General features: G+C 66.3%; 20 protein-coding genes. 8 read left to right on the forward strand and 12 right to left on the reverse strand.

Annotation, left to right across the window (positions count from 1 at the left end; translation table 11 throughout):
- From HN018_RS11920 to tssA, 11 genes are all read right to left on the reverse strand, one after another.
- On the reverse strand, window positions 1–873 hold the full coding sequence (locus HN018_RS11920; RefSeq protein WP_171835597.1) for a c-type heme family protein: 873 nt from the start codon (window positions 871–873) through the stop codon (window positions 1–3).
- Complete coding sequence (locus tag HN018_RS11925; protein WP_171835598.1) at window positions 870–2,168, reverse strand: peptidoglycan-binding domain-containing protein; 1,299 nt, start codon at window positions 2,166–2,168, stop codon at window positions 870–872. Before HN018_RS11925 ends, HN018_RS11920 begins: the two co-directional genes overlap by 4 nt.
- Window positions 2,169–2,256: 88 nt before the next feature.
- Window positions 2,257–3,678, reverse strand: coding sequence for a class I SAM-dependent methyltransferase (locus tag HN018_RS11930; protein ID WP_171835599.1), 1,422 nt, complete (start codon window positions 3,676–3,678; stop codon window positions 2,257–2,259).
- Window positions 3,675–4,883, reverse strand: coding sequence for a type VI secretion system baseplate subunit TssG (gene tssG / locus HN018_RS11935; RefSeq protein WP_171835600.1), 1,209 nt, complete (start codon window positions 4,881–4,883; stop codon window positions 3,675–3,677). The genes HN018_RS11930 and tssG overlap by 4 nt, the downstream gene beginning before the upstream one ends.
- On the reverse strand, window positions 4,880–6,736 hold the full coding sequence (gene tssF, locus HN018_RS11940; RefSeq protein ID WP_171835601.1) for a type VI secretion system baseplate subunit TssF: 1,857 nt from the start codon (window positions 6,734–6,736) through the stop codon (window positions 4,880–4,882). The genes tssG and tssF overlap by 4 nt, the downstream gene beginning before the upstream one ends.
- A gap of 3 nt (window positions 6,737–6,739) precedes the next feature.
- Window positions 6,740–7,234: a type VI secretion system baseplate subunit TssE gene (tssE, locus tag HN018_RS11945; protein WP_172443477.1), complete on the reverse strand. Its 495-nt coding sequence runs from the start codon at window positions 7,232–7,234 to the stop codon at window positions 6,740–6,742.
- 40 nt (window positions 7,235–7,274) lie between these two features.
- Window positions 7,275–8,132: a type VI secretion system accessory protein TagJ gene (locus tag HN018_RS11950; RefSeq protein ID WP_239478622.1), complete on the reverse strand. Its 858-nt coding sequence runs from the start codon at window positions 8,130–8,132 to the stop codon at window positions 7,275–7,277.
- A gap of 56 nt (window positions 8,133–8,188) precedes the next feature.
- On the reverse strand, window positions 8,189–9,802 hold the full coding sequence (gene tssC / locus HN018_RS11955; RefSeq protein ID WP_171835603.1) for a type VI secretion system contractile sheath large subunit: 1,614 nt from the start codon (window positions 9,800–9,802) through the stop codon (window positions 8,189–8,191).
- Window positions 9,777–11,264 carry a type VI secretion system contractile sheath large subunit gene (gene tssC / locus HN018_RS11960; RefSeq protein WP_171835604.1) on the reverse strand — a complete coding sequence of 496 codons (1,488 nt, stop codon included), beginning with the start codon at window positions 11,262–11,264 and terminating at the stop codon, window positions 9,777–9,779. Before tssC (HN018_RS11960) ends, tssC (HN018_RS11955) begins: the two co-directional genes overlap by 26 nt.
- A gap of 3 nt (window positions 11,265–11,267) precedes the next feature.
- Window positions 11,268–11,774: a type VI secretion system contractile sheath small subunit gene (tssB, locus tag HN018_RS11965; protein WP_171835605.1), complete on the reverse strand. Its 507-nt coding sequence runs from the start codon at window positions 11,772–11,774 to the stop codon at window positions 11,268–11,270.
- A 305-nt stretch (window positions 11,775–12,079) separates the two neighbouring features.
- A complete protein-coding gene (gene tssA, locus HN018_RS11970) occupies window positions 12,080–13,192 on the reverse strand; it encodes a type VI secretion system protein TssA (RefSeq protein ID WP_171835606.1) in 1,113 nt (370 codons plus the stop codon).
- Between the two features lie 164 nt (window positions 13,193–13,356).
- On the opposite strand from tssA, the gene tssH reads away from it, so the two are divergent.
- The 3 genes from tssH to HN018_RS11985 all read left to right on the forward strand — a co-directional run bounded on the left by tssH (window position 13,357) and on the right by HN018_RS11985 (window position 18,087).
- Window positions 13,357–16,017, forward strand: a complete 2,661-nt coding sequence (gene tssH / locus HN018_RS11975) for a type VI secretion system ATPase TssH (RefSeq protein ID WP_171835607.1) — start codon at window positions 13,357–13,359, stop codon at window positions 16,015–16,017.
- A gap of 22 nt (window positions 16,018–16,039) precedes the next feature.
- On the forward strand, window positions 16,040–16,516 hold the full coding sequence (locus HN018_RS11980; protein ID WP_171835608.1) for an Hcp family type VI secretion system effector: 477 nt from the start codon (window positions 16,040–16,042) through the stop codon (window positions 16,514–16,516).
- Window positions 16,517–17,367: 851 nt separating this feature from the next.
- Window positions 17,368–18,087: a CarD family transcriptional regulator gene (locus HN018_RS11985; RefSeq protein ID WP_239478624.1), complete on the forward strand. Its 720-nt coding sequence runs from the start codon at window positions 17,368–17,370 to the stop codon at window positions 18,085–18,087.
- A gap of 386 nt (window positions 18,088–18,473) precedes the next feature.
- On the opposite strand, the gene HN018_RS11990 is transcribed toward HN018_RS11985, so the two are convergent.
- Window positions 18,474–19,253 (reverse strand): Bax inhibitor-1/YccA family protein, encoded by a 780-nt coding sequence (locus HN018_RS11990; RefSeq protein WP_171835609.1) that lies wholly within the window; start codon window positions 19,251–19,253, stop codon window positions 18,474–18,476.
- Between the two features lie 307 nt (window positions 19,254–19,560).
- On the opposite strand from HN018_RS11990, the gene HN018_RS29105 reads away from it, so the two are divergent.
- The 5 genes from HN018_RS29105 to HN018_RS12010 are packed head-to-tail and all read left to right on the forward strand — an operon-like array spanning window position 19,561 to window position 22,053.
- Window positions 19,561–19,686, forward strand: a complete 126-nt coding sequence (locus HN018_RS29105; protein ID WP_275433962.1) for a hypothetical protein — start codon at window positions 19,561–19,563, stop codon at window positions 19,684–19,686.
- A gap of 8 nt (window positions 19,687–19,694) precedes the next feature.
- Window positions 19,695–20,237: an RNA 2',3'-cyclic phosphodiesterase gene (gene thpR / locus HN018_RS11995; protein WP_171835611.1), complete on the forward strand. Its 543-nt coding sequence runs from the start codon at window positions 19,695–19,697 to the stop codon at window positions 20,235–20,237.
- Entirely contained in the window at window positions 20,224–20,751 is a 528-nt protein-coding gene (locus HN018_RS12000) for a hypothetical protein (RefSeq protein ID WP_171835612.1), read from the forward strand. Before thpR ends, HN018_RS12000 begins: the two co-directional genes overlap by 14 nt.
- 10 nt (window positions 20,752–20,761) lie before the next feature.
- The gene (locus HN018_RS12005; protein WP_171835613.1) at window positions 20,762–21,457 is read left to right on the forward strand and encodes an NAD-dependent deacylase; all 696 of its coding nucleotides are present in this window, start codon (window positions 20,762–20,764) and stop codon (window positions 21,455–21,457) included.
- Entirely contained in the window at window positions 21,454–22,053 is a 600-nt protein-coding gene (locus HN018_RS12010; protein WP_239478626.1) for a uracil-DNA glycosylase family protein, read from the forward strand. Before HN018_RS12005 ends, HN018_RS12010 begins: the two co-directional genes overlap by 4 nt.
- Window positions 22,054–22,064 lie beyond the last annotated feature (11 nt).

Genomic DNA, 22,064 nt, shown 5'->3' on the forward strand with positions numbered 1-22,064 from the left:
TCAATCGCCTAGCATCTTCATCGCGTTCTCGAGGCTGCGGCGCATCCGGTTGAACGACGTTGCCAGCGAACCGATCTCATCCTTCGCGGTCACGTTGAATTCCGGAGCGGTGAAATCACCCAGGCTGACACGGTCCGCGATCGCTGTGATGTGAGCGACGGGACGGATGATCACGACATTGAGCAGCAGGTTGACCAGCGCGAACATCACCGCGAACACCAGGACCAGCCAGCCAAAGGTGACGAGGGTGAGATGCGATGCGCGCGCTAGAGCGCCGGCCTCGGGCACCGATACGATGGTGGCGCCTACGATATCGCCCATGTGCCAGCCGAAGCCGTGCTTGCTGCCGTACACGTCGAGCAGCGTGGTAGGCGCCGCCTGCGGGGTCGAGTGGCAGGACAGGCAGCTTGCATCGGTTACCTTGATCGGCAGCGCGTATGACAGCATCTGCCCGGCGGCGGTCTGGTTCTCGCTCACCAGCTTGGTCAGGGCAGCATCGTCGCGAAAGCGCTGGATGATCGCCGCCTCCCATGGCGCCGGCAGGTCGGACAGGTTGGTCGGGTTGCTGGTCGCCTGGTGGAAGACGTAGTTCGGGAACGCCTTGGTCAGGAAGCGGAAGCTTTCGGCGGCGGCGAAGAACGAAATGCCCTGGGGCAGGAACTGCACCTTCATCTGCTCGGCCAGCAGCGGAGCCACTTCGGTGTCGGTGTAGTGGATGGTCGCGTGCGCCTCGCCCATCATCACCGCGGCCTGGTTGATCTGGCCCTGCTTCGCCGTCTCGACGCTGATCCGGTGCACGAAGAACGTCGCCAGCAGCAGGCCGACGACGAACGTCGCTAGCATGACCATGTTGAACTTGAGACGGAGGCTCACTGGCTGTCACCGGCGCTTGATGGCGGAGCCGGTGGCTGTGCCGTCGCCGGCAATGTCGAAGTGATGAACCTGGACTCCAGCGCGTTCAGTTCCGCATAGGTCAGGAAACCGGTGGTGGGATGGTTCAGCGAGGACTGGTAGGCGCTGACCGCCTTCTGGGTGTCCTGGTCGTCATGCCCGGTGATCGCGCCCTTCATCAGGCCGCGTCGGGCCAGCGCCGACTGGATGCGACGGACCGTTTCGGATCCTGTATTCGCGTCTGCGGCGACCACGGGCCTGGGTGCCCTTCTGGGCGGCGCCAGGTTGATCGGGCTGGAACCGGGCGGTGGGGCGGACGCATCACCGCCCGTTCCGTCCAGGTTCTTGTGCCCAGGCGTGGAGGCGTCCTCGGCCGGCGGAACGGCTGCGGCGGCCAAGGTTGCCTGGGCGTCGGTTGGTTGAGCGTTGGCTGGCTTGGCGTCAGCCGGCTCGGCGTCCGCGGGCTGAGCGTCGCCGGTCTTGGAGTCAGCCGACTTTTCGCCAACTGGCGGCTGATCGTCGGCTTTTGCCGAGGAAGCGCCGGACTTGTCGTCCGCCGTGGTCGCATCCGGCGGGACCGATGTCCCGGCTGCGGGAATGCTGGTCCAGTCGCGCGATGCGGAGACGGTACTGGTGAACGCCTCGATCAACGGTGCGCCTGCCGACGTGGGCTCGACCGCGATCGAGAGACGGGTACCGGGCGCGGTCTCCTCGCGGAGCGACTGGATCGCCGATTGCATGGAGGTGGCGCCGGGGCCGGTGCTGGGTGGCGCATGTAGCTCGGCGAGGAACATCGAAGCGTGGGCGGACAGGATCCGAGAGACCGTGCGCGCGATGATCGCCTGGCGCGGCAGGTCGGCAGGCCCGGTGATCGCAGCGTCGGCCGGCAGCAGGAACAGCTTGTCGGTATCGGCCATCGCGTACCCGCAATAGGCCACCAAAACGCGCCCGGACGAAGGCAGCCGTCCGGCGAAACTGCCGATTGCGGCGCGCAGAGTAGGTCCCGGCGCATCCATGATCTCTGTGACGGTGTCGCCCTGGCTGCGCAGGCGATCACCCAGGCCGTGCAGCGCAGGCTCGCAGCCTGGCAACCCAGGCAGGGCAGCCGGCTTGCCGTTGCCGATCAGGAGTGCCGCGCCGACCGGTGGCGCTGCATTCGTGGCGGCGATGTCGGTGGCCTGGGCGGAGCGGCTGGTGCCGGCGATCGCTGCCGACAACAGGGTCACCGAGACAAAGACGCTGCCGATCCGGGCGGCATTCCGGGTGCGACCGCTCATCACGGGTGGCCGTGATCTATCAACAGAAATCATGGCGCGATCATAATCCAGGCAGAGGTTCGTCGAAAGCCGTTGCGTTTCCGGTGGGTCAACTCAGGACCCCTGCATGCTGCCAGATCGGCCGGCGACCGTCGGGTGGAGCCGCGCCCGGACGCCGGGTATCCCCGGTCTCCGCGGCTTGCACCGCGGCCACCATAGTATCCGGATCGCATACCAGTCCCGCGCCAAGGCGGATGCTGGCGAGCCCGGACTGGGCAGGATCGCCACGCAAAATATGCGCTGCGATCGCACGGTTATGGCGAACTGCACCAGAGTCCGGATCGGCCTCGGCATCCGGCCGGCCGACCACCACCGCCTGGCCGGAACCGACCAGCAGCCCGACCAGATCGACGGCGCTGCCAATCTGCCCAGTCGCCGACAGCAGGTCGCCCACCTTGCGCGGCCCGTCGGCCAGTGCAGACACCGCCGGCCTGAAGAAGTCCGGCGAAAGGGTCGCGGTACCGGTGGCAGTCTTCAGCGCGTAGATCACCTCGTCCGGCAGCCTGGTCAGGCAGAGCACCAGTTCGCGCAGCGCCTGTTCCTGGACGTCCCGCGACATCAGCCGGGCGCCCCGCACATACACGTCGCTGCGCAGCGGGCGCGGCATGCAGAGGTCGCGGGTGAGTTCGCGCAGCCGGGGCTCGTCGATCCGGTCGCAGACGGCGCGCTGCTCGGCGGTCAGCACCAATTCGGGAAAGTTTTCGAGCAGCTCGGCGGAGCCCACAAAGTCGAGCCGAGCCGGCTCCAGCGCGTCCTGCACGTCGGCTTGGAAGCACGGCCGCCAGAACCGGTTCATGTATTCATGGCTGAGATAGGACGGCGACACGCTCTTGGCGCGGTCGATCAGTCCGGACGGCTGGCTCGCCTCGAGATGCATCGCCCCCGCCGCACGCAGCGCCTGCGCCAGTTCCAGCGCACCCGCCGCCCGCCGGTCACTGCGCCCGCCGATGCGGTCGCCGGCCTCCAGCAGCAGGCGCTGCAGGCCGATCGCGCCCTGCCAGCCGGGCAGGGCGTTGTAGCTGAGGTGCAGCAGGCCGCCGGCGCGCAGCCGGGCCGCCAGCACCCGCACCAGCCCGTCGCGCACCGGGTCCGCGACCCAGCTCCAGAAGCCGTGCGCGCTGGCGATGTCGAACTCCGGCAGCATGGTCGGATCGAAGGTGACCAGGTCGGCTTCCATGAACTCGACGTTTGCGATGCCGGCCTCGGCAGCGAGCGCGCGTGCCTCGGCGATATGCGCCGGCAACAGGTCCAGCCCGATCACCCGCCAGCCCGGGTTGCTGGCCGCCAGGCACAACGCGGTGCGACCGCGGCCGCAGCCGAACTCGACATAGGTGAGGTCGTCGCGCCGTGCCGGCAGGGGGCTCTCGGTCCGGTTCAGAAGGCAGGCCAGCGCGAGCACGTCCGGCGATTGCTGCGGATGGTAATGGGCGGTGTAGGGGATGTCGGCGACGTAGCCGTGGCTCCAGCTCATGCGGGTACCCGTTCGATCTGTTCCATTTCGACCAGCTCCGCCTCGAACAACGCCTCGTCCGCATGCTCGGCGCGCACGCCGGCCGAGCCGAGCCAGCTGTTCCAGCCGAGCTGCGGCGGCGTGGCGCCGGACAGCAGCAGCGGCGGCACCGCATCGCGCGCCAGCACCGGGTTGACCGCGAAAGCTGTCTCGAAGCCGAGATAGGCGCGCACCAGGGCGACCAGCCGTTGCAGCAGGCGTCCGGTCGGCAGCATCGCCCGGAACTGCGGCAGGTCGAGCGGGCCGACGCGCAGCACGATCCGCGACTGCACGTCCCACACCCGCACGCCCACCGACGCATCGACGCCGAGCTGGTTGAAGGACGGCACTGTGCCGCCGTTCGACAGGGTGACCGGCAGCGCCGAACGCTCCCCGACGTCCAGCGCCAGCCAACTCCCCGCGAACTGCTCGATCTCGACCGGCTGGCCGAGCCAGTCGGTCAGGATCGCCTGCAGCCGGTCGGCGGAGCGCGGACGCGTGGCGAACTGGCCGGCGAAATGCAGCAGCGGCTCCGGTTCCACTCCAAGCCTCGGGACCAGGTTCGGGGTGCCGAAACCGCCCAGCGCCAGCAGCATCGCGGCGAACGGATCGGCCATCGGGTCCGACCGGTCGGAGCCCTCAGGGGTGCCGGCCAGCAGGGCGGCGGCGGCGGCACGGTGCGGGCGATACTTGATGCCGGCCTCGGCGAACAAGGCAACCGGGCGCTGCGCCAGCACGTCGAGGAACGCGGCCAGCGCCGGCGACCGCTTGCGCTGCTCGGTGACGACCTGTTCGGTATACGGGCGCGGCAGCACGCCGGATGGACCGGTCAGGCCGATCGGGGTGACGGTCGCCTTGAACTGTCCGTCGGGTCGTTCGACGGACAGCACATCGGCGCCCGGAAAGGCCAGGCCCGGTGGGGCATGGAACTCGACCGCGCGTCCGGGGTCGCGCTGCGAGGAGGCCTGCATCAGCACCATCACGGCAGCGTCGAACGAGAACCGCTGCGGTTGCTGCATCAGTCGCTCGAGCAGGGTGCGCGGCGCGGTGTGGCGTGGTTGTGCCGGAACAGGCAGGGCGGCTGCGGCATCGGGATCGCCGGCCTGGTCGAGCTCGATGGCGTCGGCCGTCACGGTGACGATGCCGGCGTCGGGCGCTGCGTGCGGTGGCGCGGTCTCGCCGCTCACAGCAGCACGCGCGAGCCGGCCCGCGGCGGAAACCTGGCGACGATACCGGGCCGGCCCTGCAGCACCACCGTTGTGCGGACGAACGAGTTGACGGTCGCGTGCAGGGCCAGGAACCGCTCCAGCACGCTGGCCATCAGATAGAGCCCGGACGAGGTCCAGACCCTGGCATCGAACTCGAGCTGCACGTCGAGCCCGCGGCAGAAGGCGCCCGGTCGGGCGCCGGGCACCCTTGCGGTGCCGCTGGCGGACGAAACGCCGACCAGACCGCCGATCCCGTTACGCGTCTCAGCGCTGTCATGCAGGTCGTAGAGCCGCAGCACGTCGCGCAGGCTTTCCGCGCCGGCGCCGCCGCCCACGATCGACAGGTGGCTCAGCGACAGATGCGAGATCAGGCGCCAGGCGCGGCTGTCCTGTAACTGGGCGCGGAGCGACGCGGTCGGCGGGACCAGGCAATCGACCGACTGCACCGTCGCCAGCCCCTCGGACAGATGCAGATGCGGCTGCCCGCCGCCGAACGGCAGCAGCGCCGGCAGGTCGCGGTTGCTGCATAGCGCATCGATCGACAGCACCGCGTCCGCTGGGCGATCGACCGACATGGCGGGGTCCATCGGGGCCAGGAAGAGCTCGGTGCCGCCCAGCGAGGGTGCGCCGGTCCGCCGGGTCACGTTGTAGAAGCCGGCCGGCTGCGCATCGGCCTGGCTGCGATCCCCGGGGCCGCGATCCTCGGCGAAATCGTGCGGGGCATGGCGATAGAACGGCCGCCACGGACGCGAGGAACCGTCGCCATGCAGCTCGCGTACCCGCTCGACGCTCCAGATTTCCAGCCCGCGCGGGCGACGATGATCCGGGGCGATATGATACTCGGTTTCCTCGTGGCTCAGCGCCACCGGCTCGCAGCTCCGCTCGAACAGGTTGACGATCGGCACGCAGCCCAGCGCCACCGCGTCCGGCCGCAACGACCGCTCCAGCTCCGGCACCGCCTGGTCGAGATAGATGAAGATCTCGAGACGGTTGCGTGCATGCAGCATGGTCCGCGCATCGAGCCCGACCAGGTCGATGAACAGGAACTTCTCCGGCAGCGCGAAATACTCGGTCAGTAGCCGGAAGCCGGAAAAGGAGCGCGCCGACCACGGATAGAGGGCCTCCTCGGGAGCGAACCCGGCAGGCTGGATCGACGAGGCCGGCAGCAGCGTGGGCTCGACGTCGTTCGGTCCGTCCGCGCAGGCAACGCCGATGCCGTTGCGACAGATCAGCTCGTACAGCGCCAGGCTCTGCTCGATCGGCCCGCGCAGGAACAGGCGCAGCCGGTCGATCTCGAGGTCGGCGAAGCTGGTGTCGGGACTGGTGGTCTCGAGCACGATGCGCAGGCTGGACCGCACCCCCCTCGCCTGCGGGTTGACCGGCGCCACCAGCGGCAGGCCGGTCAGCCGCACGCTGGTGACGTTGATCGGCCATAGCGTGGCGTCGGAGGTGGTGCGGAAGCGGCACGGCTCGCCCTCCACCGGCTCGGTCTCGACCGCACTGCCGCGCGGCACCAGCACCGGCACCTTGAGCTCGGGCTGGCAGGTCAGCTGGACCACCGAGGCGGACGGTACCGGCGCCAGGTAATGCGGATACAGCACCCCGAGCAGCGCGTCGGTCAGCTCCGGAAACTCGTCGTCCAGGCGGCGATGCACGCGCCCGGAGAGGAACGCCACCCCTTCGAGCAGACGGCCGACATGCGGATCGTCGACCGCATCCGGACCCATGCGCAGCCGGCCGGCGGCCTTCGGATTTGCCTCGGCGAACTGCGAGGCCAGTTCGCGCAAGGCGACGAGTTCGCGATTGTAGTAGGGAAGCAATCCGTCTGACATATCTTAGGTGCCGCTCTGCAGATGCAGGACCATTTCCGCGGTCGCGGCATTGACCGTGGTGTCGAACGCGATCGGCGCGACCACCGGCTCGACCCGGAGCAGCGCCTCGATCCGCAGACGCAACGTGCTGCGCAGCCGGTCCGGATCGTCGGTGAGCCGGACATGGACCTGGGCCAGGCGCGGCTCGAACCGCTTGATAGTCAGCTCGATCTCGTCACGAAGCGTCTCGCGCTCCTCGCGACGGTTGAGCGCGCCGGAGGTGAAGTTGGGCACGCCGTATTGCAGGCCGGACGTCCGCAGCGCGGTGAGCTGCACCGGCACCGAGGCCCAGGGGCGGTGCGCGTTCAGCAGCGCCTCCAGGTCGCGGTGCACCGAGGCGCGCAACGCGGCGATCTCGTCGACGCGTACGGACGGGCCGTGCACGGGACCGTCGGTGTCGAGCAACCGGTCGAACACCGAGCTTTGCACCCGTCGCGGCGTGTCGCGCGCAACCGGCATGCGCGGCATTCTCATGCGCGTCGCCGAGGCCGGGCATCCCTCATCCGAAGGTGAGCGAGACGAGATCCTGAATCGCCAGCCCATCCTCGCCGGCCAGGAACAGTCGCTGTCCACGGCCCCGCACCAGGGTCTCGCCACTCCACTCGGTGGATTTGCCGAGGCGCAGTGTATCGGCGTCCGCCTCGCCGGGCGACGATGCGGTCGTCGGACCGCCGGCATAGATCGCCGGCACATAAACGTCGCCATCCGGACCGGCCCGCACGGTCATGCTGCAGCGGCGCCAGAACAGGTCGCGCGGACGGCGGGCAGGATGGAAGATGGCCTCCTCGATCCGCTCGGTCGGCATCCAGAAATAGCGGCCGGTCACGGTTAGGACTTCGATGAAACCAGCGCAGATATCGTCGGCGTCCCGGAAATCGTCGAATAAGGCATCCTCGTGCTGTCCGCCGACATGCGGCCGTACGGCTTCGGCTTGCTGGGCCGCCTGCGCGGCACCCGCCTCGTCGCCTTCACGCAGCAGGGTCAGCGCTTTCAGGGAGAGGCTGAGGGACTCCGTCGGTTCACCGACGAATTCGGGCACCCGGCCCTCGTTCCACGTCTGCTGCCGGGCGATTTCGGCGCGCAGCAGATGCCGGAACTCGGACGCGACCAGCATAAGCGAGGGATCGATAGTTTCCGCAGCGGCCAGCACCGTGTCGGCACGTTCGAAGCGGCCGGCGAACAGCAGCAGCTCGGCCAGCAGCATGCGATGTTCCATGACAGCGGGCGCGCGACGCACGCTGTCGTTGGCGGCCGTGATGGCGGCTTCGAGATGTCCGGCGCGAAACAGCGAACCGGGCTTGTTGGACATGTCCGCCGCCTCGTTCGAGGCGCCGGCGTCGTTCTGGGCTGCACACATAATGCCGGTATTTCCTTTCATTACGGAGACGATGTCAATCGTGGACGGATCGTTCTTCAGTTGCGTGAGCCGGGAGCAGACAACTCCGTGACCAGGCGGAACGCCGCCTCGATATCGTCGAGCTGGTAATGCGGCTGCAGATGGATCACGCAACCGAACGTTCCGGGACGATCGGGCTGCTCGCGGACCGTGATGCGGCTCGCCACCAATGGATGCCGGGCACGACTTTCAGGCCCGGCCCGCATGCTGCCATTGGTATATTCCGAGAGCCATTTCTGCAGCCGGCGTTCGATCTCGTCGGCGGTCAGCAACGAGCCGACCATTTCGCGACCCATGACCTTAAGATAGTGCGCGAACCGCGATACGCACAGCACCGAGTTGATCTGCGCCGAGATGCGCGCATTGGCCCCGGCGGCCACGGCGTCCCGAACGCCGCCTTCCTGCAGCGTCGGCACATGCATGCTGCGCACCGACGCGAAAACCGCCTCGTTGCCGTGCGGCAGCCGATTGAGCGGGATCAGGCCTGCATCGATCAGCAGCCGCTCCTGCCCGTCGGTCAGCACGAGATCCAGCGACTGGCGGCACCAGCCGCGCTCGTGGTCGGTATCGAACGGCTCGACCACCAGGTCCGGTACCAGGCCGCCGCCGATCCGGTCGGGATCGATGCCGCGGATGTCGGCCGGCCACTGGAATTGGGTCTGCGCCCGTACCACCACGGAGGCGAACGCATAGCAGCCTACCGACCAGACCCGCTCACGTGCACTCGGCGCGAACTCGGCGTACCGAAAGCCCTCCTGCCGCGAGGGGTCCGCGGTCCAGGGAGGCCGCGCGAGCACGCGCGGCATGGTGATGCACAGGAAGCGCGAATCTTCCCGCGTCGAGAGGGTCCGCCAGCGCGCGTGATCGTCGTCGCGCAACGAAGTCGATGGATCGAACGACAGGGCAAGATCCTCGAACCGATCGACGCCGAGCAGTTCCGGCGCGGCGGCGACCACGACTGGGGCAAAGGCTGCCGCAGCGACCGCGCCGAGCGATGCGAGTGCGGCGATATCGTCGAGCGATGGCAGGTCTTGCACCCGCCGGCTCGGGGGACGGTGGCGCATCTCGTGATCGACGACGAGCAGGCCGAACGGCTCGCCGCCGGCGCGACCGATTTCGCTTTCGTAGATCAGCCGGAACAGGGCGCTCTGGTCGAACTCCAGTGCACGATCGAGATCGCGGCAGATCTCACGCCAGGTCACGGACAGGACGCGTACGCGTACCGATGCCGACGCATCAAGCCCGTCAACCAGCCAGGCGAGGCCGCGCCAGGACCCCTCGAAACGCTGGAAGCGCGGATCATGCAGGATTGCGTCAAGCTGGTCGCCGATCAAGCGGTCGATGAGTGCTATGTCGCGGTCGATGAGACCACGCAGGCGATCGTCCAGAGAAATTGCGTTGACCGGGCCGGCACCAAGCAGCGCGGGTCCGAACCACTCGATCAGGCCGTCGAGGCCGCTACGCAGAAAATGTCCCAGGAGATTGGCGACCCGCACGGTATCCGGCCCGGTGAAACCGCCCTCGAGGACGGTCTCACGCAGGCCGGCCTTGCCGCCATCAAGCCTGGAACCGGCTTGAATGTGTCCCAGAACGATTCCTAACGGGTCACGCTTTTTCCGGAATACGGGCAACCATGCGCAGGCTGGTGGTCAGCTCTTCCATCTGCAGCCACGGCCGCATGTATGCGATCGCATTGTACGCACCCGGGCGGCCGGGGATCTCCCGCACCTCTACGCGTGCTTCACGCAGCGGATATTTTGCCTTGCTGTCGGGACCGGCGTTCTCGTTGGTGTTGACGTAGTTCTTGATCCAGCGGTTCAGCCAGATCTCGCAATCCTCGGCCTCCATGAACGAGCCGATCTTGTCGCGCGCCATCACCTTCAGGTAATGCGCAAACCGGCTGGTCGCCATGATGTAGGGCAGGCGTGCCGAGATGCGGGCGTTGGCGGTCGCGTCCGGGCGGTCGTACTCCTTGGCCTTCTGCGCCGTCTGAGCACCGAAGAAGACCGCGAAATCGTGGTTCTTGTAGTGGCACAGGGGCAGGAAGCCGAGGTTGGACAGCTCGTACTCGCGGCGGTCGGTGATGCCGATTTCCGTCGGGCACTTCGCGTCCAAATCGCCGTCGTCGGACTGGAAGATATGGGTGGGCAGGTTGTCCACCTTGCCGCCGCCTTCGGCACCGCGGATCGCGGTGCAGAACCCGTGCTTGGAGAACGCATCGGTCAGGCGCGTGCCCATCACGTAGGCGGCGTTCATCCAGCAATACTGGTCGTGATCCATGCTGAGCGCCTTGCCCGCGACATCGAGCGGCGCTTCTTCGTAGTCGAACTCGTCGATCGGCTTGGTCAGCGCGCCGTACGGCAGTCGTGCCACGACGCGCGGCATAACCAGGGAAACGAAGCGACTATCCTCGCTGTCGCGGAAGCCGCGCCACTTCTGATATTCGACCGTATCGAAGATCTTGGCGAGATCGCGTGGCTTGGACAATTCGGTCCAGCTGTCGAAGCCGAACATGTTGGCGCCGGCAGCCGAGATGAACGGTGCGAACGCGGCAGCGCTGACGTTGGAAATCAGCCGCAGCGTCTCGATATCGTCCGGGTGGTTGCCCCATTCGTAGTCGCCGATCAGCGCGCCATATGGCTCGCCGCCGGGCGTGCCGAATTCGTTCTCGTAGATCTTGCGGAACAGCAGGCTCTGGTCGAATTCGACAACGCGGGTCAGGTCGCGGTTGAGGTCGCGCTTCGACGCGTTCAGCAACCGGATCTTGAGCATCGTGCCGGTTTCGCTGTTCATCACGAAGTAATGCAGGCCGCGCCAGCTTCCCTCGAGCTTCAGAAACCGCGGATCGTGGATGATCTCGTTCAGCTGGTCGGACAGCTTCTTGTCGATCTCGGCGATCGCCCGCTCGATGGTGCGATTGAGGTTGCGATCGAACTTGATGGTGCCGGCCTCGGCCTGCTCGACCAGTGCCCGAACCAGGTCCTGCGCCCGATCGGGCTCGGTTTGGCGGGTGGCCGACACGACCTGCTGCAGGAGGTCGTTGGTCTCAACGGCTTTTGAAGCGCCGGTGTTGGGTGTTGTGGTTTGCGACATCGATCAGGCTCCGGCCTTCGGACCGAGCTGGCTGGTAACCTGCTTCAGGTCGTCACCATCCTTGAGGATTTTTTCAAGCAACGCCTCGAGCTCCTCGGAACGATCGGCCTTGCTCATCAGGTCGCGCAGCTTGTTGCGTGTTTCGAGCAGCGCACGGAGCGGAGCCACCTGATCCAGCACGCGACCCGGCTCGAAATCCTCGATCGAGTTGAATTTGAGAGACACCGCAATTTCGGTACCGTCATCGGTCAGCTTGTTCGGGACGATGAGATTGAGGCCCGGAGTCAGCCGGGTCATGACCTCGTCGAAATTGTCACGATCGACCTGGATGAACTTTCGCTCCGCCAGCGGACGCAGTGGCTGGGTCGGATCGCCGGAGAAATCGCCCAGCACTCCCACGACGAACGGCAGTTCGCGAATGACTTCTGCGCCCTCGGTCTCGACTTCATAGGTGATATGGACGCGCGGACGGCGCACCCGGCTCAGCTTCTCGTGAATACTTGCGCTCATCGAAGCCTCTCCTTGCTGCCATCGCACCTGGCCGCAACCGTGACATCACGATCCTCGACATGATCAGGAAACACGATCAAACGCCTTCGGCATCTGTCTTGCAATAAACGCAGCCTCCGGCATGTCGATCCGGACGACCAAGATGCCTCACCGTATGCGCCGCTCTGGGGAACGGTCAATCCTCGGTATAACCTCGCAGAGCTCACATTGGGGCAAGCCGGTCGCCGGACACCTCCCGGGAGGCTCGCACACACAGGCTGCACCATTGGGATGGCGGCGCGCACCATGTGATAATTGGATGACAATCAACCGGAAATTGGACGGATACCGAGTTGCGATAGAATAATCGCGCGCGCCTCCGGATCCGGAACGACTTCGCCGAGAAGCTCGGGCCAGGTGAGGCGTCCACGCCGCACGGCCTCCTCGAGGGTGTAGGCCAGGGGCGAATGCGGCTCGTGGGTGCGAAAGAATTCTGCGACGTCGAGCAGCGTCGCCAGCATGCTTTCCCGTGTCGGCCGCTTCGGTGCGTGCGGAACCGGAGTGCCCTGGTCCGCCGTCATGTCGCCCGGCTCCGCGAGCGCTTCCGCGATGGGCGACTCTATCTCGTCGGGCTGGGCAAGACGGTCGGGCACATATCGCTCGGCGATGCGGATGATCTTCTCGATGACGCCGGCCACGCGACTGCAGGGCGGCGCTTCCGTCCCTGCCACAGCGGCCAGGGCCTCCACCAGATCCTGCCACGCAAGCAACGCCACCTGTGCCTCGCGGCCGATCACGCCCAGTTGCGCAGCACCGATCGTCCGGGCTGCGTCCTCGAGCTCGCGGAACGGCAGGACCCCGGTGGCAAGTTTCTGTTTCTTTTTAGCGGCTTCGCCGATGCCCTCGACCTCCTCGCCCCGCTCGAAACGCCACAATGTCACCGCACTCTGGTCGGTGTGCGTGAACAGCACGAGCTTGCGGAGCGGCTGCATCAGGGTGCCATCACTGCCGACGCCGTTCAGGCCGGCGAGCGGCGTGGTCCGGCCCTCGATCCCATCCTCGTCGGGCAGCGGATACAGCCCGTGCGCCCAGTATTCGCGAACCAGCCCGGCAATCAGCATGGCGCCCTCGGTCAGGCCGGCGAGGCCGTGCTGCCGCACCAGCGCTTCCGCGAGCCATGCCGCAACCTCGATATCCTTTCCGTTCGATGACAGAATGGAGAGCGCATGATCGCGCACGGCATTCCAGCTCGGCGGTATTCCGCTATCGGCCGCGTCGTGATCGCTCGAGCGCTCGATCTGCCGCGCATCGGCACGTGCGTCACGCAGCCGGAAATAGGGAGATTGCGGCGATACGTCGGAGCGAGGATCGGACCCGGCTGGCTGTTCGCCGGGAAACGGGGCCAGCAAGGTTGCGAGATCGGTGGAAGCTGGCGTCAAGTTCATATGGTCCCGGATACGGAACTTGAGGCTGTTCCTGGTGACAGACGTTGATACTCTATTCAGCAGTGCCGTTGCTGGACAGATGCGCCCCGAAAAACTAACGTCTCGAAGCATGACGTTTAGTATGCGCCGCCGCAAGGCCGTGCAATTCAGGGATCTGCATGGCCGCAATCGACCTGTCGCTGCTCGTCGCACGACTGAATGGCACGTGCCGCAGGGCGCTTGAAGCAGCCGCGGGACTGACGCTGTCCCGCACGCACTACAATGTCGAGATCGAGCACTGGCTGCTGCAACTGGTAGGAACCGCCGGCACGGATATTCCGGTGCTGTTGCGTCACGTTGATATCGACGAAGGCCGGCTGACTGCGGATCTGCAGTCGACGCTGGACGGGATGAAGACCGGCAACGGACGTGCCCCGGCGCTGGCGCCGGAAATCGTGTCGCTGATGAAACAAGCCTGGTTACTGGCCTCGGTCGAGCGCAATGCGGCCTCGATCCGCTCGGCGGACCTGCTGATGGCGCTGCTGGCCGACGAAGCGCTGTCACAGGGTCTGCGCAGGACCCTGCCTCGGCTGTTCCGGATCGAGACTGCGGTGGACCGTGCGGCGCTGCCCCGGATCCTCCGTGACAGCAGCGAGACCGCGGGGGATGCACCGCTCGGTGAGGCTGCGGCCGCGCCTCCGGGCGACGTGGCTGCCGGCGCCGCACGCGCTGCATCGCCCGCACTCGCGCAGTTCACCATCGACCTCACTGCGCAGGCCAGGGAGGGCCGGATCGACCCGATCCTCGGTCGTGACGCCGAGATCCGCCAGCTGGTCGATATCCTGACCCGGCGGCGCCAGAACAACCCGATCCTGGTCGGCGAGGCCGGCGTCGGCAAGACGGCGGTGGTCGAGGGACTGGCGCTGCGGATCGCCCAGGCCGATATCCCGCCCGCCCTGGCCGATGTCAGCATACTCACCCTCGATCTGGGGCTGCTGCAGGCCGGAGCCGGGGTGAAGGGCGAGTTCGAGAACCGGCTGAAGGCGGTCATCCGCGAGGTACAGGCGAGCCCGTCGCCGGTGATCCTGTTCATCGACGAGGCGCATACGTTGATCGGCGCCGGCGGCAGTGCCGGATCGGGCGACGCCGCCAATTTGCTGAAGCCGGCGCTGGCGCGGGGCGAATTGCGGGTGATCGCAGCCACCACCTGGGCCGAATACAAGAAATATTTCGAGAAGGATGCCGCCCTCACCCGGCGATTCCAGCCGGTGACCATAGCCGAACCCGACGAGCCGACCGCAATCGCGATGATTCGCGGCCTGGTGGCGACGCTGGAGGCGCATCACGGCATCCCGATCCTGGACGAAGCCGTGGACGCCGCCGTGCGGCTGTCGGCGCGCTATATCCCGAGCCGGCAGTTGCCGGACAAGGCGGTCAGCCTGCTCGATACCGCCTGCGCGCGGGTGGCGATGAGCCAGTCCGCCTCCCCGCCTGCGGTCGAGAACGCCGAGCGGCGGCTCGGTCTGATTGATACCGAGCGGAATGGACTGCACCGCGAGGCTGCACTCGGTACGCGTCACGACGATCGCCTGGCGGCGCTGGATGCCGAGCACCAGGCGGTGTCCTTGGATCATGCGGCGCTGACCAGCCGGTGGCAGGCGGAACGGGAGGTTGTGGCCTCCCTGCACGCCCTGAGGGCCCTGATGCTGGAGCCGGCGGTTGCCCGGGACGGCGCGCCTTCGATGGACCTGGACGCGGTGCGCGCCGACTATGGCGAGCAGCGTGCCCGTCTGCAGGCGCTGCAGGGCGAGCAGCCTCTGGTGTTCCCGGTGGTTGATGCGCAGGCGGTGGCCGAGATCGTCGCCGCCTGGACCGGCATCCCGACGGGCCGCATGCAGTCCGACGAGATCCGCACGATCCTCGACCTCGATGCGGCGATGGGCCGACGCATCGTCGGACAGGATCATGCGCTGCAGGCGGTGGCCCAGGCGATCCGGACGTCGCGGGCCGGACTTACCGATCCGCGCAAGCCGATCGGTGTATTTCTGATGGTGGGCACGTCCGGCACCGGCAAGACCGAGACGGCGCTGGCGCTGGCAGAGCTGCTGTATGGCGGCGAGCAGAACCTGACGGTGATCAACATGTCCGAGTTCAAGGAGGAGCATAAGGTCAGCCTCCTGATGGGCAGCCCGCCAGGCTATGTCGGCTACGGCGAAGGCGGCGTGCTGACCGAGGCGGTTCGCCGGCGGCCCTATTCGGTCATCCTGCTGGACGAGATGGAGAAAGCCCATCCGGGCGTGCAGGACGTGTTCTACCAGGTATTCGACAAAGGCCAGATGAAGGACGGCGAAGGCCGCGACATCGACTTCAAGAACACCGTCATCATCATGACGTCGAATGCGGGCAGCGACGTGCTGGCGCAGCTGTATGCGGATCCGGAAACCGCACCGGAGTCGTCGGCGCTCGCCGGCCTTCTGCATGAACCTTTGCTTAAAGTGTTCAAGCCGGCTTTCCTCGGGCGGACGAAATTAATACCGTATGTTCCGTTGAACGATGAAACGCTGCGCAGGATCGCAGTTCTACAGCTCGAGCGTGTCCGGAAACGGTTCCGAGATCGTTTCGGTGCGGACCTGTTGTTCGATGGCGCGATTGTCGATCTGCTTGCGGCACGGTGTGCCGAAAGCAGCGCCGGGGCGCGGGCGATAGAGGGCATTCTGTCCGATACATTGCTTCCCGATCTGGCAACTGCCGTCCTGACACGGATGGTGGACAATATCGCAGTCGAGAAGATACTCGTCGAAGTGGACAATGCGGGCTCGTTTCGCTACTCGCTGACATAAGGCCCGCGAGAGAGGAGAACACATGGCAATCTATATGAAATTCCCCGGTTGTGACGGAGACGTTACAGAAACGTCGCATCCGAGCTGGATCGAGTTGCACGGCTTCCAGTGGGGCGTCGGTCGCGGCATTTCGAGCGTCGTCGGTTCGTCGTCCGAGCGTGAGTCGTCCGCGCCGTCGATCAGCGAAGTCACCGTCACCAAGGAAAACGACATCGCCACCGGCAAGCTGATGCAGGAGGCGCTTTCCGGTCACGGCAAGGAGGTGCAGCTCGATTTCACCCGCACCTACAAGGATCAGCAGGAAATCTACCTGACGCTGACCCTGACCAACACCATCATCAGCGGCTATTCGCATTCCTCCAGCGGCGATCGTCCGATGGAGAGCCTGTCTCTCAACTTCACCCAGGTCGAGTTCAAGACCAAGCAGATGAAGCCGGACGGAACGCAGGGCGATCCGGACACCGTGACCTACAACCTGGCGACCGCGAAAACCTCCTAAGACCTCTATTCCTGATCGATGCTGCGCCCTCCGCAAGGATGGGCGCGGTTGAGATCGGTTTTTCGCCGGCGTGTTCCGTGCGGCTAGACGCGATGCGCGTGGTCGAGTGTGAGCCTCGCTTTCATGTGCGGGCAGTCGGTCACCATGACTCAACTGCTCGCGCGCGAGACTGAGCGGGATGAAGCTACGGACCGGATCGCATTTTGGTTTCGTGGCCGGTGGCGGATGCGGGTCCGCAAGGCATCCTGGCAAAACCGGACGGTGCGTTAACGGCTACTCCATTCCGTGGAGTGCATCCATCGGCAACGCGACGATGACGCTATGGCTGTTTTGGGGTTGCGCCAGCCTCAACCGGAGATCGTGGACATCTGCATCTCAGCTCGCGCGGGACGCGTTCACCCATTGCGACGCGCTCTCCGCATGCCTATCCGGCAGCACTGCAGGTACTGACCGAAAACGGTCTGCGAGGCCGTAGAGCATAGCGACGGCGGAAACCACAGGCTCGGCATTCGCCTTTCGATGCCGATCGAGCCATGGAAAGCAGCCATTCGGCCCGCCGTCCCCGAGAGGGTCGAATAAGCGCCGCTGTGCGGGTCGCCGAAAGCGGTCCTGGATCAAGTATCGGCTCGGCATCGCCCGTGACGCCAAGCGGTCCCTGCCCCGGTGACGGCCGGCAGGAGTCCGGCGAGCGGGGCCTCCGGACCGTCAGGGTTCCGTAGAGGCCGTTTTCGTGATAGGATGTAACGACATCTTAAACCGCCAGTGCGTCGATATCCTGGATCGAACCGATCCGGAAGCCCGTCATTTGCGGTTTCGCGCCCCTCTGGGCCGAATCAGGAGACGGCAAGCACGTGCTGATAAAGACCGAGACCGAAGCGACCAACGACGTTGACCAGACCGCGGTCGAACAGGCGGTGGTCGAACAGTCCATAGCCGAGCAACCATTAGACGAACAACCAGTAGCCGAACAGGCTGGTGCTGAACAGGTTGGCGTGGAGCCGACGTTGGTCCCTCCCGTGGCAGCCGATGCCGCCGAAGACAGCAAGGCCCGTCCGGCGCCGGTGCGGAAGCCCAAGGAGGACGAACCGTTCGTCGAGGGCGATCATGTGGTGTATCCGACCCATGGCGTCGGCAAGGTCGAGCGGATTGCGACGGAAGAAATCGCCGGCCATAAGCTCGAGCTGATCCATATCACGTTCGAAGAGAACCGGATGACGCTGCGCGTCCCGGTGGCGAAAGCAAAAAGTGCCGGCCTGCGCAAGCTGGCAACCCGCAAGCTGTTCGACGAGGCGCTGACGATTCTTAAGGGCCGTGCCCGCATCAAGCGCACCATGTGGTCACGCCGGGCGCAGGAATACGAGGCGAAGATCAACTCGGGCGACCCGCTGGCGATCGCCGAGGTTGTGCGCGACCTGCACCGCAATGCGGGTCAGCCGGATCAGAGCTTCTCCGAGCGGCAGATCTACGAGGCGGCAATGGACCGGCTGGCGGCCGAGCTCGGCGCGCTGGAGCAGATCGACAAGAACGCGGCTGCGGCCAAGCTGTCGGACTATCTCAAGACCATCGCCTGATCAAATCGCCGATGGGAAAGCCCGGCCAGCAATGCTGGCCGGGCTTTCGTACGTGCTGGTGGGGACTGATCAGCTCGTCCGTATCGCACCGCAATCAGCATGCCTTGGTGAGCGGATGCAGGCTGCATAGTCGCTGGCCGAACGGCCTGCCTCGGCAGCGGTGGACATAGCCACCGATCGCTCGAGCCCGCCGCGGCGCTCGTCCGAAATCTTCAACCCGACCTGGCCGCTCCGGTAGCAAGCCCGTATGGGCCTCGGACCAACCTCGCCCCGTCGACGGGAGCCCGGTGAGGTATCATGCCGGAAGCTGGGCAGCACGACCCGCATACGAAAATCCCCGGCCTTGTGAGGCCGGGGATCGGGCAGGCTCGATAAGGGCAGGTCGATCAGTTGCTGCTGCTGCGAGTGCCGGTGAGCTGCAGCAGGAAGGTGAACAGGTTGATGAAGTTCAGATACAGGGTCAGCGCGTCGTAGACACTGCGCTTTGCCGCACCGTCCGCGCCCTCGTAGTTCGCGAACTGCAGGTAGTTCCACTTGATCCGCTGCGTATCGAACGCGGTCAGGCCGGTAAAGATCAGCACGCCGAGAATGCTCACTGCGAGATACAGCGCGGCGCTGTGCAGGAACATGTTGACCAGCATCGCGATCAGGATGCCGAACACGCCCATGATCAGGAACGAGCCGAGCTTGGTCAGGTCCGCCTTGGTCGTGTAGCCGTAGAGGCTCATTGCGCCGAAGGTGGCGGCGGTGATGAAGAACACCCGCACGATCGACATGTCGGTATAGACATAGAAGATGTTGGTCAGGCTGATGCCCATCGCCGCGCAGAACGCCCAGAACAGCGTCTGCGCCGCGGTCTTGGACAGCTTGTTCACGCCGAAGCTCAGCACCAGCACGAAGGCCAGCGGCAGGAAGATCGACACGATGCCAAGCATGGTCGGCTTCATGACCATGGTCCCGGACTGGGTCATGACCAGCTGGTGGAACAAGCCGGCCAGCGAGCTATGGGCAATGCCGTAGGCCACCAGGCCGGTGAGGACCAGGCCGGAGGTCATCCAGTTGTAGACGCGCAGCATATAGGCACGCAGCCCGAGATCCACGGCCCCGGACTGGGCGCCCGCGCCAGCGGCGCGAGAGGTGGTGCGATAGTCGGGAACGAACGCCATGTGTGAATTCCTGTGCCATCGGGTGATCCCGGGTAGCTCCACGTATGTTGGAGGTTCCGTGATGCAGGTCAAGGATAAGCGGTTGTCAGCAAGATACTGACACGAAACTCGTCCTCACGCAGCATCCGCTAGACGTCATCCAAACGGGCGTTGACCAGCGGCAGGCCGGCGGGCACCGTCCTGGTGCACAATGTCGGGCCAGGCCTTCCCAGGCGCCAAGCTGCAGATAGGCGTGCGAGTCGGGGAGGCGATCGGTCCAGGCATGCCCAGCGCGCCTACTCAACGCGAAAAGACTATCCTGGCGCGGATGCAGAGACGGCCCATCCCGGGCGCCGCGCGACCGTCCCGGCCCGCCTCGACCCGCACCGGGGTCATGCTGGCGATCCTGGCCGCAGTCGTGCTGCTGTTCTCCCGGCCGCGGCGCGCACGCTAGGCACGGCCATGGTGCGGCTGTTCGTCGCCATCGATCTGCCAAGGAGCCTGCGCGAGACGCTGGCCGGGCTCTATGGCAGCCTGCCCGGCGCCCGGTGGGTGGCGCCCGACGACATCCACCTGACCCTGCGCTTCATCGGCGAGACCCGTCCGGATGTCGCGGACGAAGTCGACTACGCGCTCCGAAGTCTGCGTGGCCGAAGGTTCGACCTGGCGCTGCAGCAGACCGGCGTTTTCATGTCGGCCGGATCACGCGGTGCCTCGACGCTGTGGGCCGGCGTCGCGCGGAGCGAGCCGCTCGACCATCTGCGCTGCAAGATCGAGACGGCGCTGCAGCGGGTCGGCATCGCACCGGAGCGGCGCCGGTTCCAGCCGCATGTATCGCTCGCGCGGGTCGACCGGGTGCCGGACCCGGTACTTGCCGGCTGGATGCAGGCGCATAACCTGCTGCGGACCGACAGCGTTACCATCGACAACTTTACGCTGTTCAGCTCCCAGCCGGGGCCTGACCGGCCGGTCTATACAGCGGAGGTCGACTATGAACTCGTCTAGAGGTTTTACCGCTGTCACGGTCCTGTTCATGGCGCTGGCCGGTATCGGGTCAGCTCGCGCGGTCAGCCAGGTCTCGGGGCCGGTGCAGATCGGCCCCTCCTGGGGACAGGGCGACCCGGCGCATTCGGCGGCGATGCTGAACACGCGGATCATCAACCTGGGTGGCTCGCCCGACCGGTTGATCCGGGTGGAATGCCCGGCGATCGGCCGGGTGGCGCTGCGCAACGGCACCCTGCATGGCGACATCCAGGCGCCGACCCTGTCGCAGCAGCAGGCCGCACAGGCGCGCCAGCAGGACCCGGACACCAGCCACACGCCGCAGAACGGCCTGGACCTGCCGCCGTCGTTGCACGGCAAGTCGCAGCCGGTCATGGCGCAGTTCGACCTGACGTCGGCCACCCAGCCGATGACCGACGGTGCGCTGGTGCCGTGCTCGCTCTATTTCGCGCATGCCGGGCAGCGGATCGTCATCTTCACGGTCGGCGAGAACCCGGCGCCGACCGACGAGCCATAGCCTGCCTGCCATGGGACCAAAGCGCGTCGTGATCCTGACCGGTGCCGGGATCAGCCAGGAATCGGGGCTGCATACGTTCCGGGATACGGGCGGGGTCTGGTCGCAGGTGCGGCTCGAGGATGTCGCCACCCCGGAAGCGTTCGTGCGCGACCCGGCTCGGGTGCAGGCATTCTACAATGCGCGCCGGGCGCAGTTGCTGTCGGTGATGCCCAATGCGGCACATACGGCGCTCGCCAGGCTCGATGCGGAGTTCGACGGCGAATTGCTGGTGGTGACGCAGAATGTCGACGACCTGCACGAGCGTGCCGGCAGCCGGCGCCTGCTGCACATGCATGGCGAGCTCGGGCGTGCGCGATGCACCGACTGCGCGGCTACGCGGGAATGGAACAGCGCGATCGAGCCTGACACGCCCTGCCCCAGCTGCCGACAGCCTAGGCTGCGCCCGGACGTGGTGTGGTTCGGCGAGATGCCGCTGCACATGGAGGCGATCGAACGGGCGCTGATGGCGTGCGACCTGTTCGTCTCGATCGGCACCTCGGGCACGGTCTATCCGGCGGCTGGCTTCGTGCAGATGGCGTCGGGTCATGCACGCACGGTCGAGCTCAACCTGGAACCATCCGACGGATGGACGCAGTTCGACGACAGCCTGGCCGGGCCGGCGACGAAGCTGGTCCCGGCCTTTGTCGACGAGCTGCTGGCGCGGTGACCGATACGCCGGAGGAGACGCTCGCGCGGCTGGTCGCCGAGGTCAGGGCCTGCCGCGTGTGCGCGCCGCATCTGCCGCTCGGGCCGAGGCCGATCTTGCATGTGTCCGCGACGGCGCGGGTGCTGATCGCGAGCCAGGCGCCGGGAACCAAGGTGCACGAGAAGGGCATCTCGTTCTGGGACGCATCCGGCGACCGGCTTCGGAATTGGCTCGGGCTGGACAAGGCGGTGTTCTACGACAGCAGCCGCCTGGCGATCATGCCGATGGGCCTGTGCTATCCGGGGCGCCTGCCGCAGGGCGGCGATTGCCCGCCGCGACCGGAATGTGCGCCGATCTGGCGCGACCGGGTGCTGGCGCTGATGCCGGACATCCGGTTGACGCTGCTGATCGGCACATACGCGCAGGCGCATGTGCTCGGAGCCGGGCCGATGACCGGACGGGTGCGGGAGTTCCGCTCCTACCTGCCACGCTATTTTCCGTTGCCGCACCCGTCCTGGCGCACCGAGGTCTGGGAGAGACGCAATCCCTGGTTTACCACCGAGGTTCTTCCCGCGCTGAAGGCAGAGGTGGCATGCGCCCTGGACATGAGCACGTAGCTCTGGCACCA

Origin of the sequence: Lichenicola cladoniae (genome assembly GCF_013201075.1) — a bacterium.
In the GTDB taxonomy this organism is placed as follows: Bacteria; Pseudomonadota; Alphaproteobacteria; order Acetobacterales; family Acetobacteraceae; genus Lichenicola; species Lichenicola cladoniae.

What these genes read in the sequence shown, in the direction of transcription:
- HN018_RS11925 (WP_171835598.1), bottom strand. Translation starts at nt 2,168, where the DNA reads ATGAGCGGTCGCACCCGGAATGCCGCCCGGATCGGCAGCGTCTTTGTC.
- HN018_RS11930 (WP_171835599.1), bottom strand. Translation starts at nt 3,678, where the DNA reads ATGAGCTGGAGCCACGGCTACGTCGCCGACATCCCCTACACCGCCCAT.
- tssF (WP_171835601.1), bottom strand. Translation starts at nt 6,736, where the DNA reads ATGTCAGACGGATTGCTTCCCTACTACAATCGCGAACTCGTCGCCTTG.
- tssE (WP_172443477.1), bottom strand. Translation starts at nt 7,234, where the DNA reads ATGCCGGTTGCGCGCGACACGCCGCGACGGGTGCAAAGCTCGGTGTTC.
- HN018_RS11950 (WP_239478622.1), bottom strand. Translation starts at nt 8,132, where the DNA reads ATGTGTGCAGCCCAGAACGACGCCGGCGCCTCGAACGAGGCGGCGGAC.
- tssC (WP_171835604.1), bottom strand. Translation starts at nt 11,264, where the DNA reads ATGTCGCAAACCACAACACCCAACACCGGCGCTTCAAAAGCCGTTGAG.
- tssB (WP_171835605.1), bottom strand. Translation starts at nt 11,774, where the DNA reads ATGAGCGCAAGTATTCACGAGAAGCTGAGCCGGGTGCGCCGTCCGCGC.
- tssH (WP_171835607.1), top strand. Translation starts at nt 13,357, where the DNA reads ATGGCCGCAATCGACCTGTCGCTGCTCGTCGCACGACTGAATGGCACG.
- HN018_RS11980 (WP_171835608.1), top strand. Translation starts at nt 16,040, where the DNA reads ATGGCAATCTATATGAAATTCCCCGGTTGTGACGGAGACGTTACAGAA.
- HN018_RS11990 (WP_171835609.1), bottom strand. Translation starts at nt 19,253, where the DNA reads ATGGCGTTCGTTCCCGACTATCGCACCACCTCTCGCGCCGCTGGCGCG.
- HN018_RS29105 (WP_275433962.1), top strand. Translation starts at nt 19,561, where the DNA reads ATGCAGAGACGGCCCATCCCGGGCGCCGCGCGACCGTCCCGGCCCGCC.
- thpR (WP_171835611.1), top strand. Translation starts at nt 19,695, where the DNA reads ATGGTGCGGCTGTTCGTCGCCATCGATCTGCCAAGGAGCCTGCGCGAG.
- HN018_RS12000 (WP_171835612.1), top strand. Translation starts at nt 20,224, where the DNA reads ATGAACTCGTCTAGAGGTTTTACCGCTGTCACGGTCCTGTTCATGGCG.
- HN018_RS12005 (WP_171835613.1), top strand. Translation starts at nt 20,762, where the DNA reads ATGGGACCAAAGCGCGTCGTGATCCTGACCGGTGCCGGGATCAGCCAG.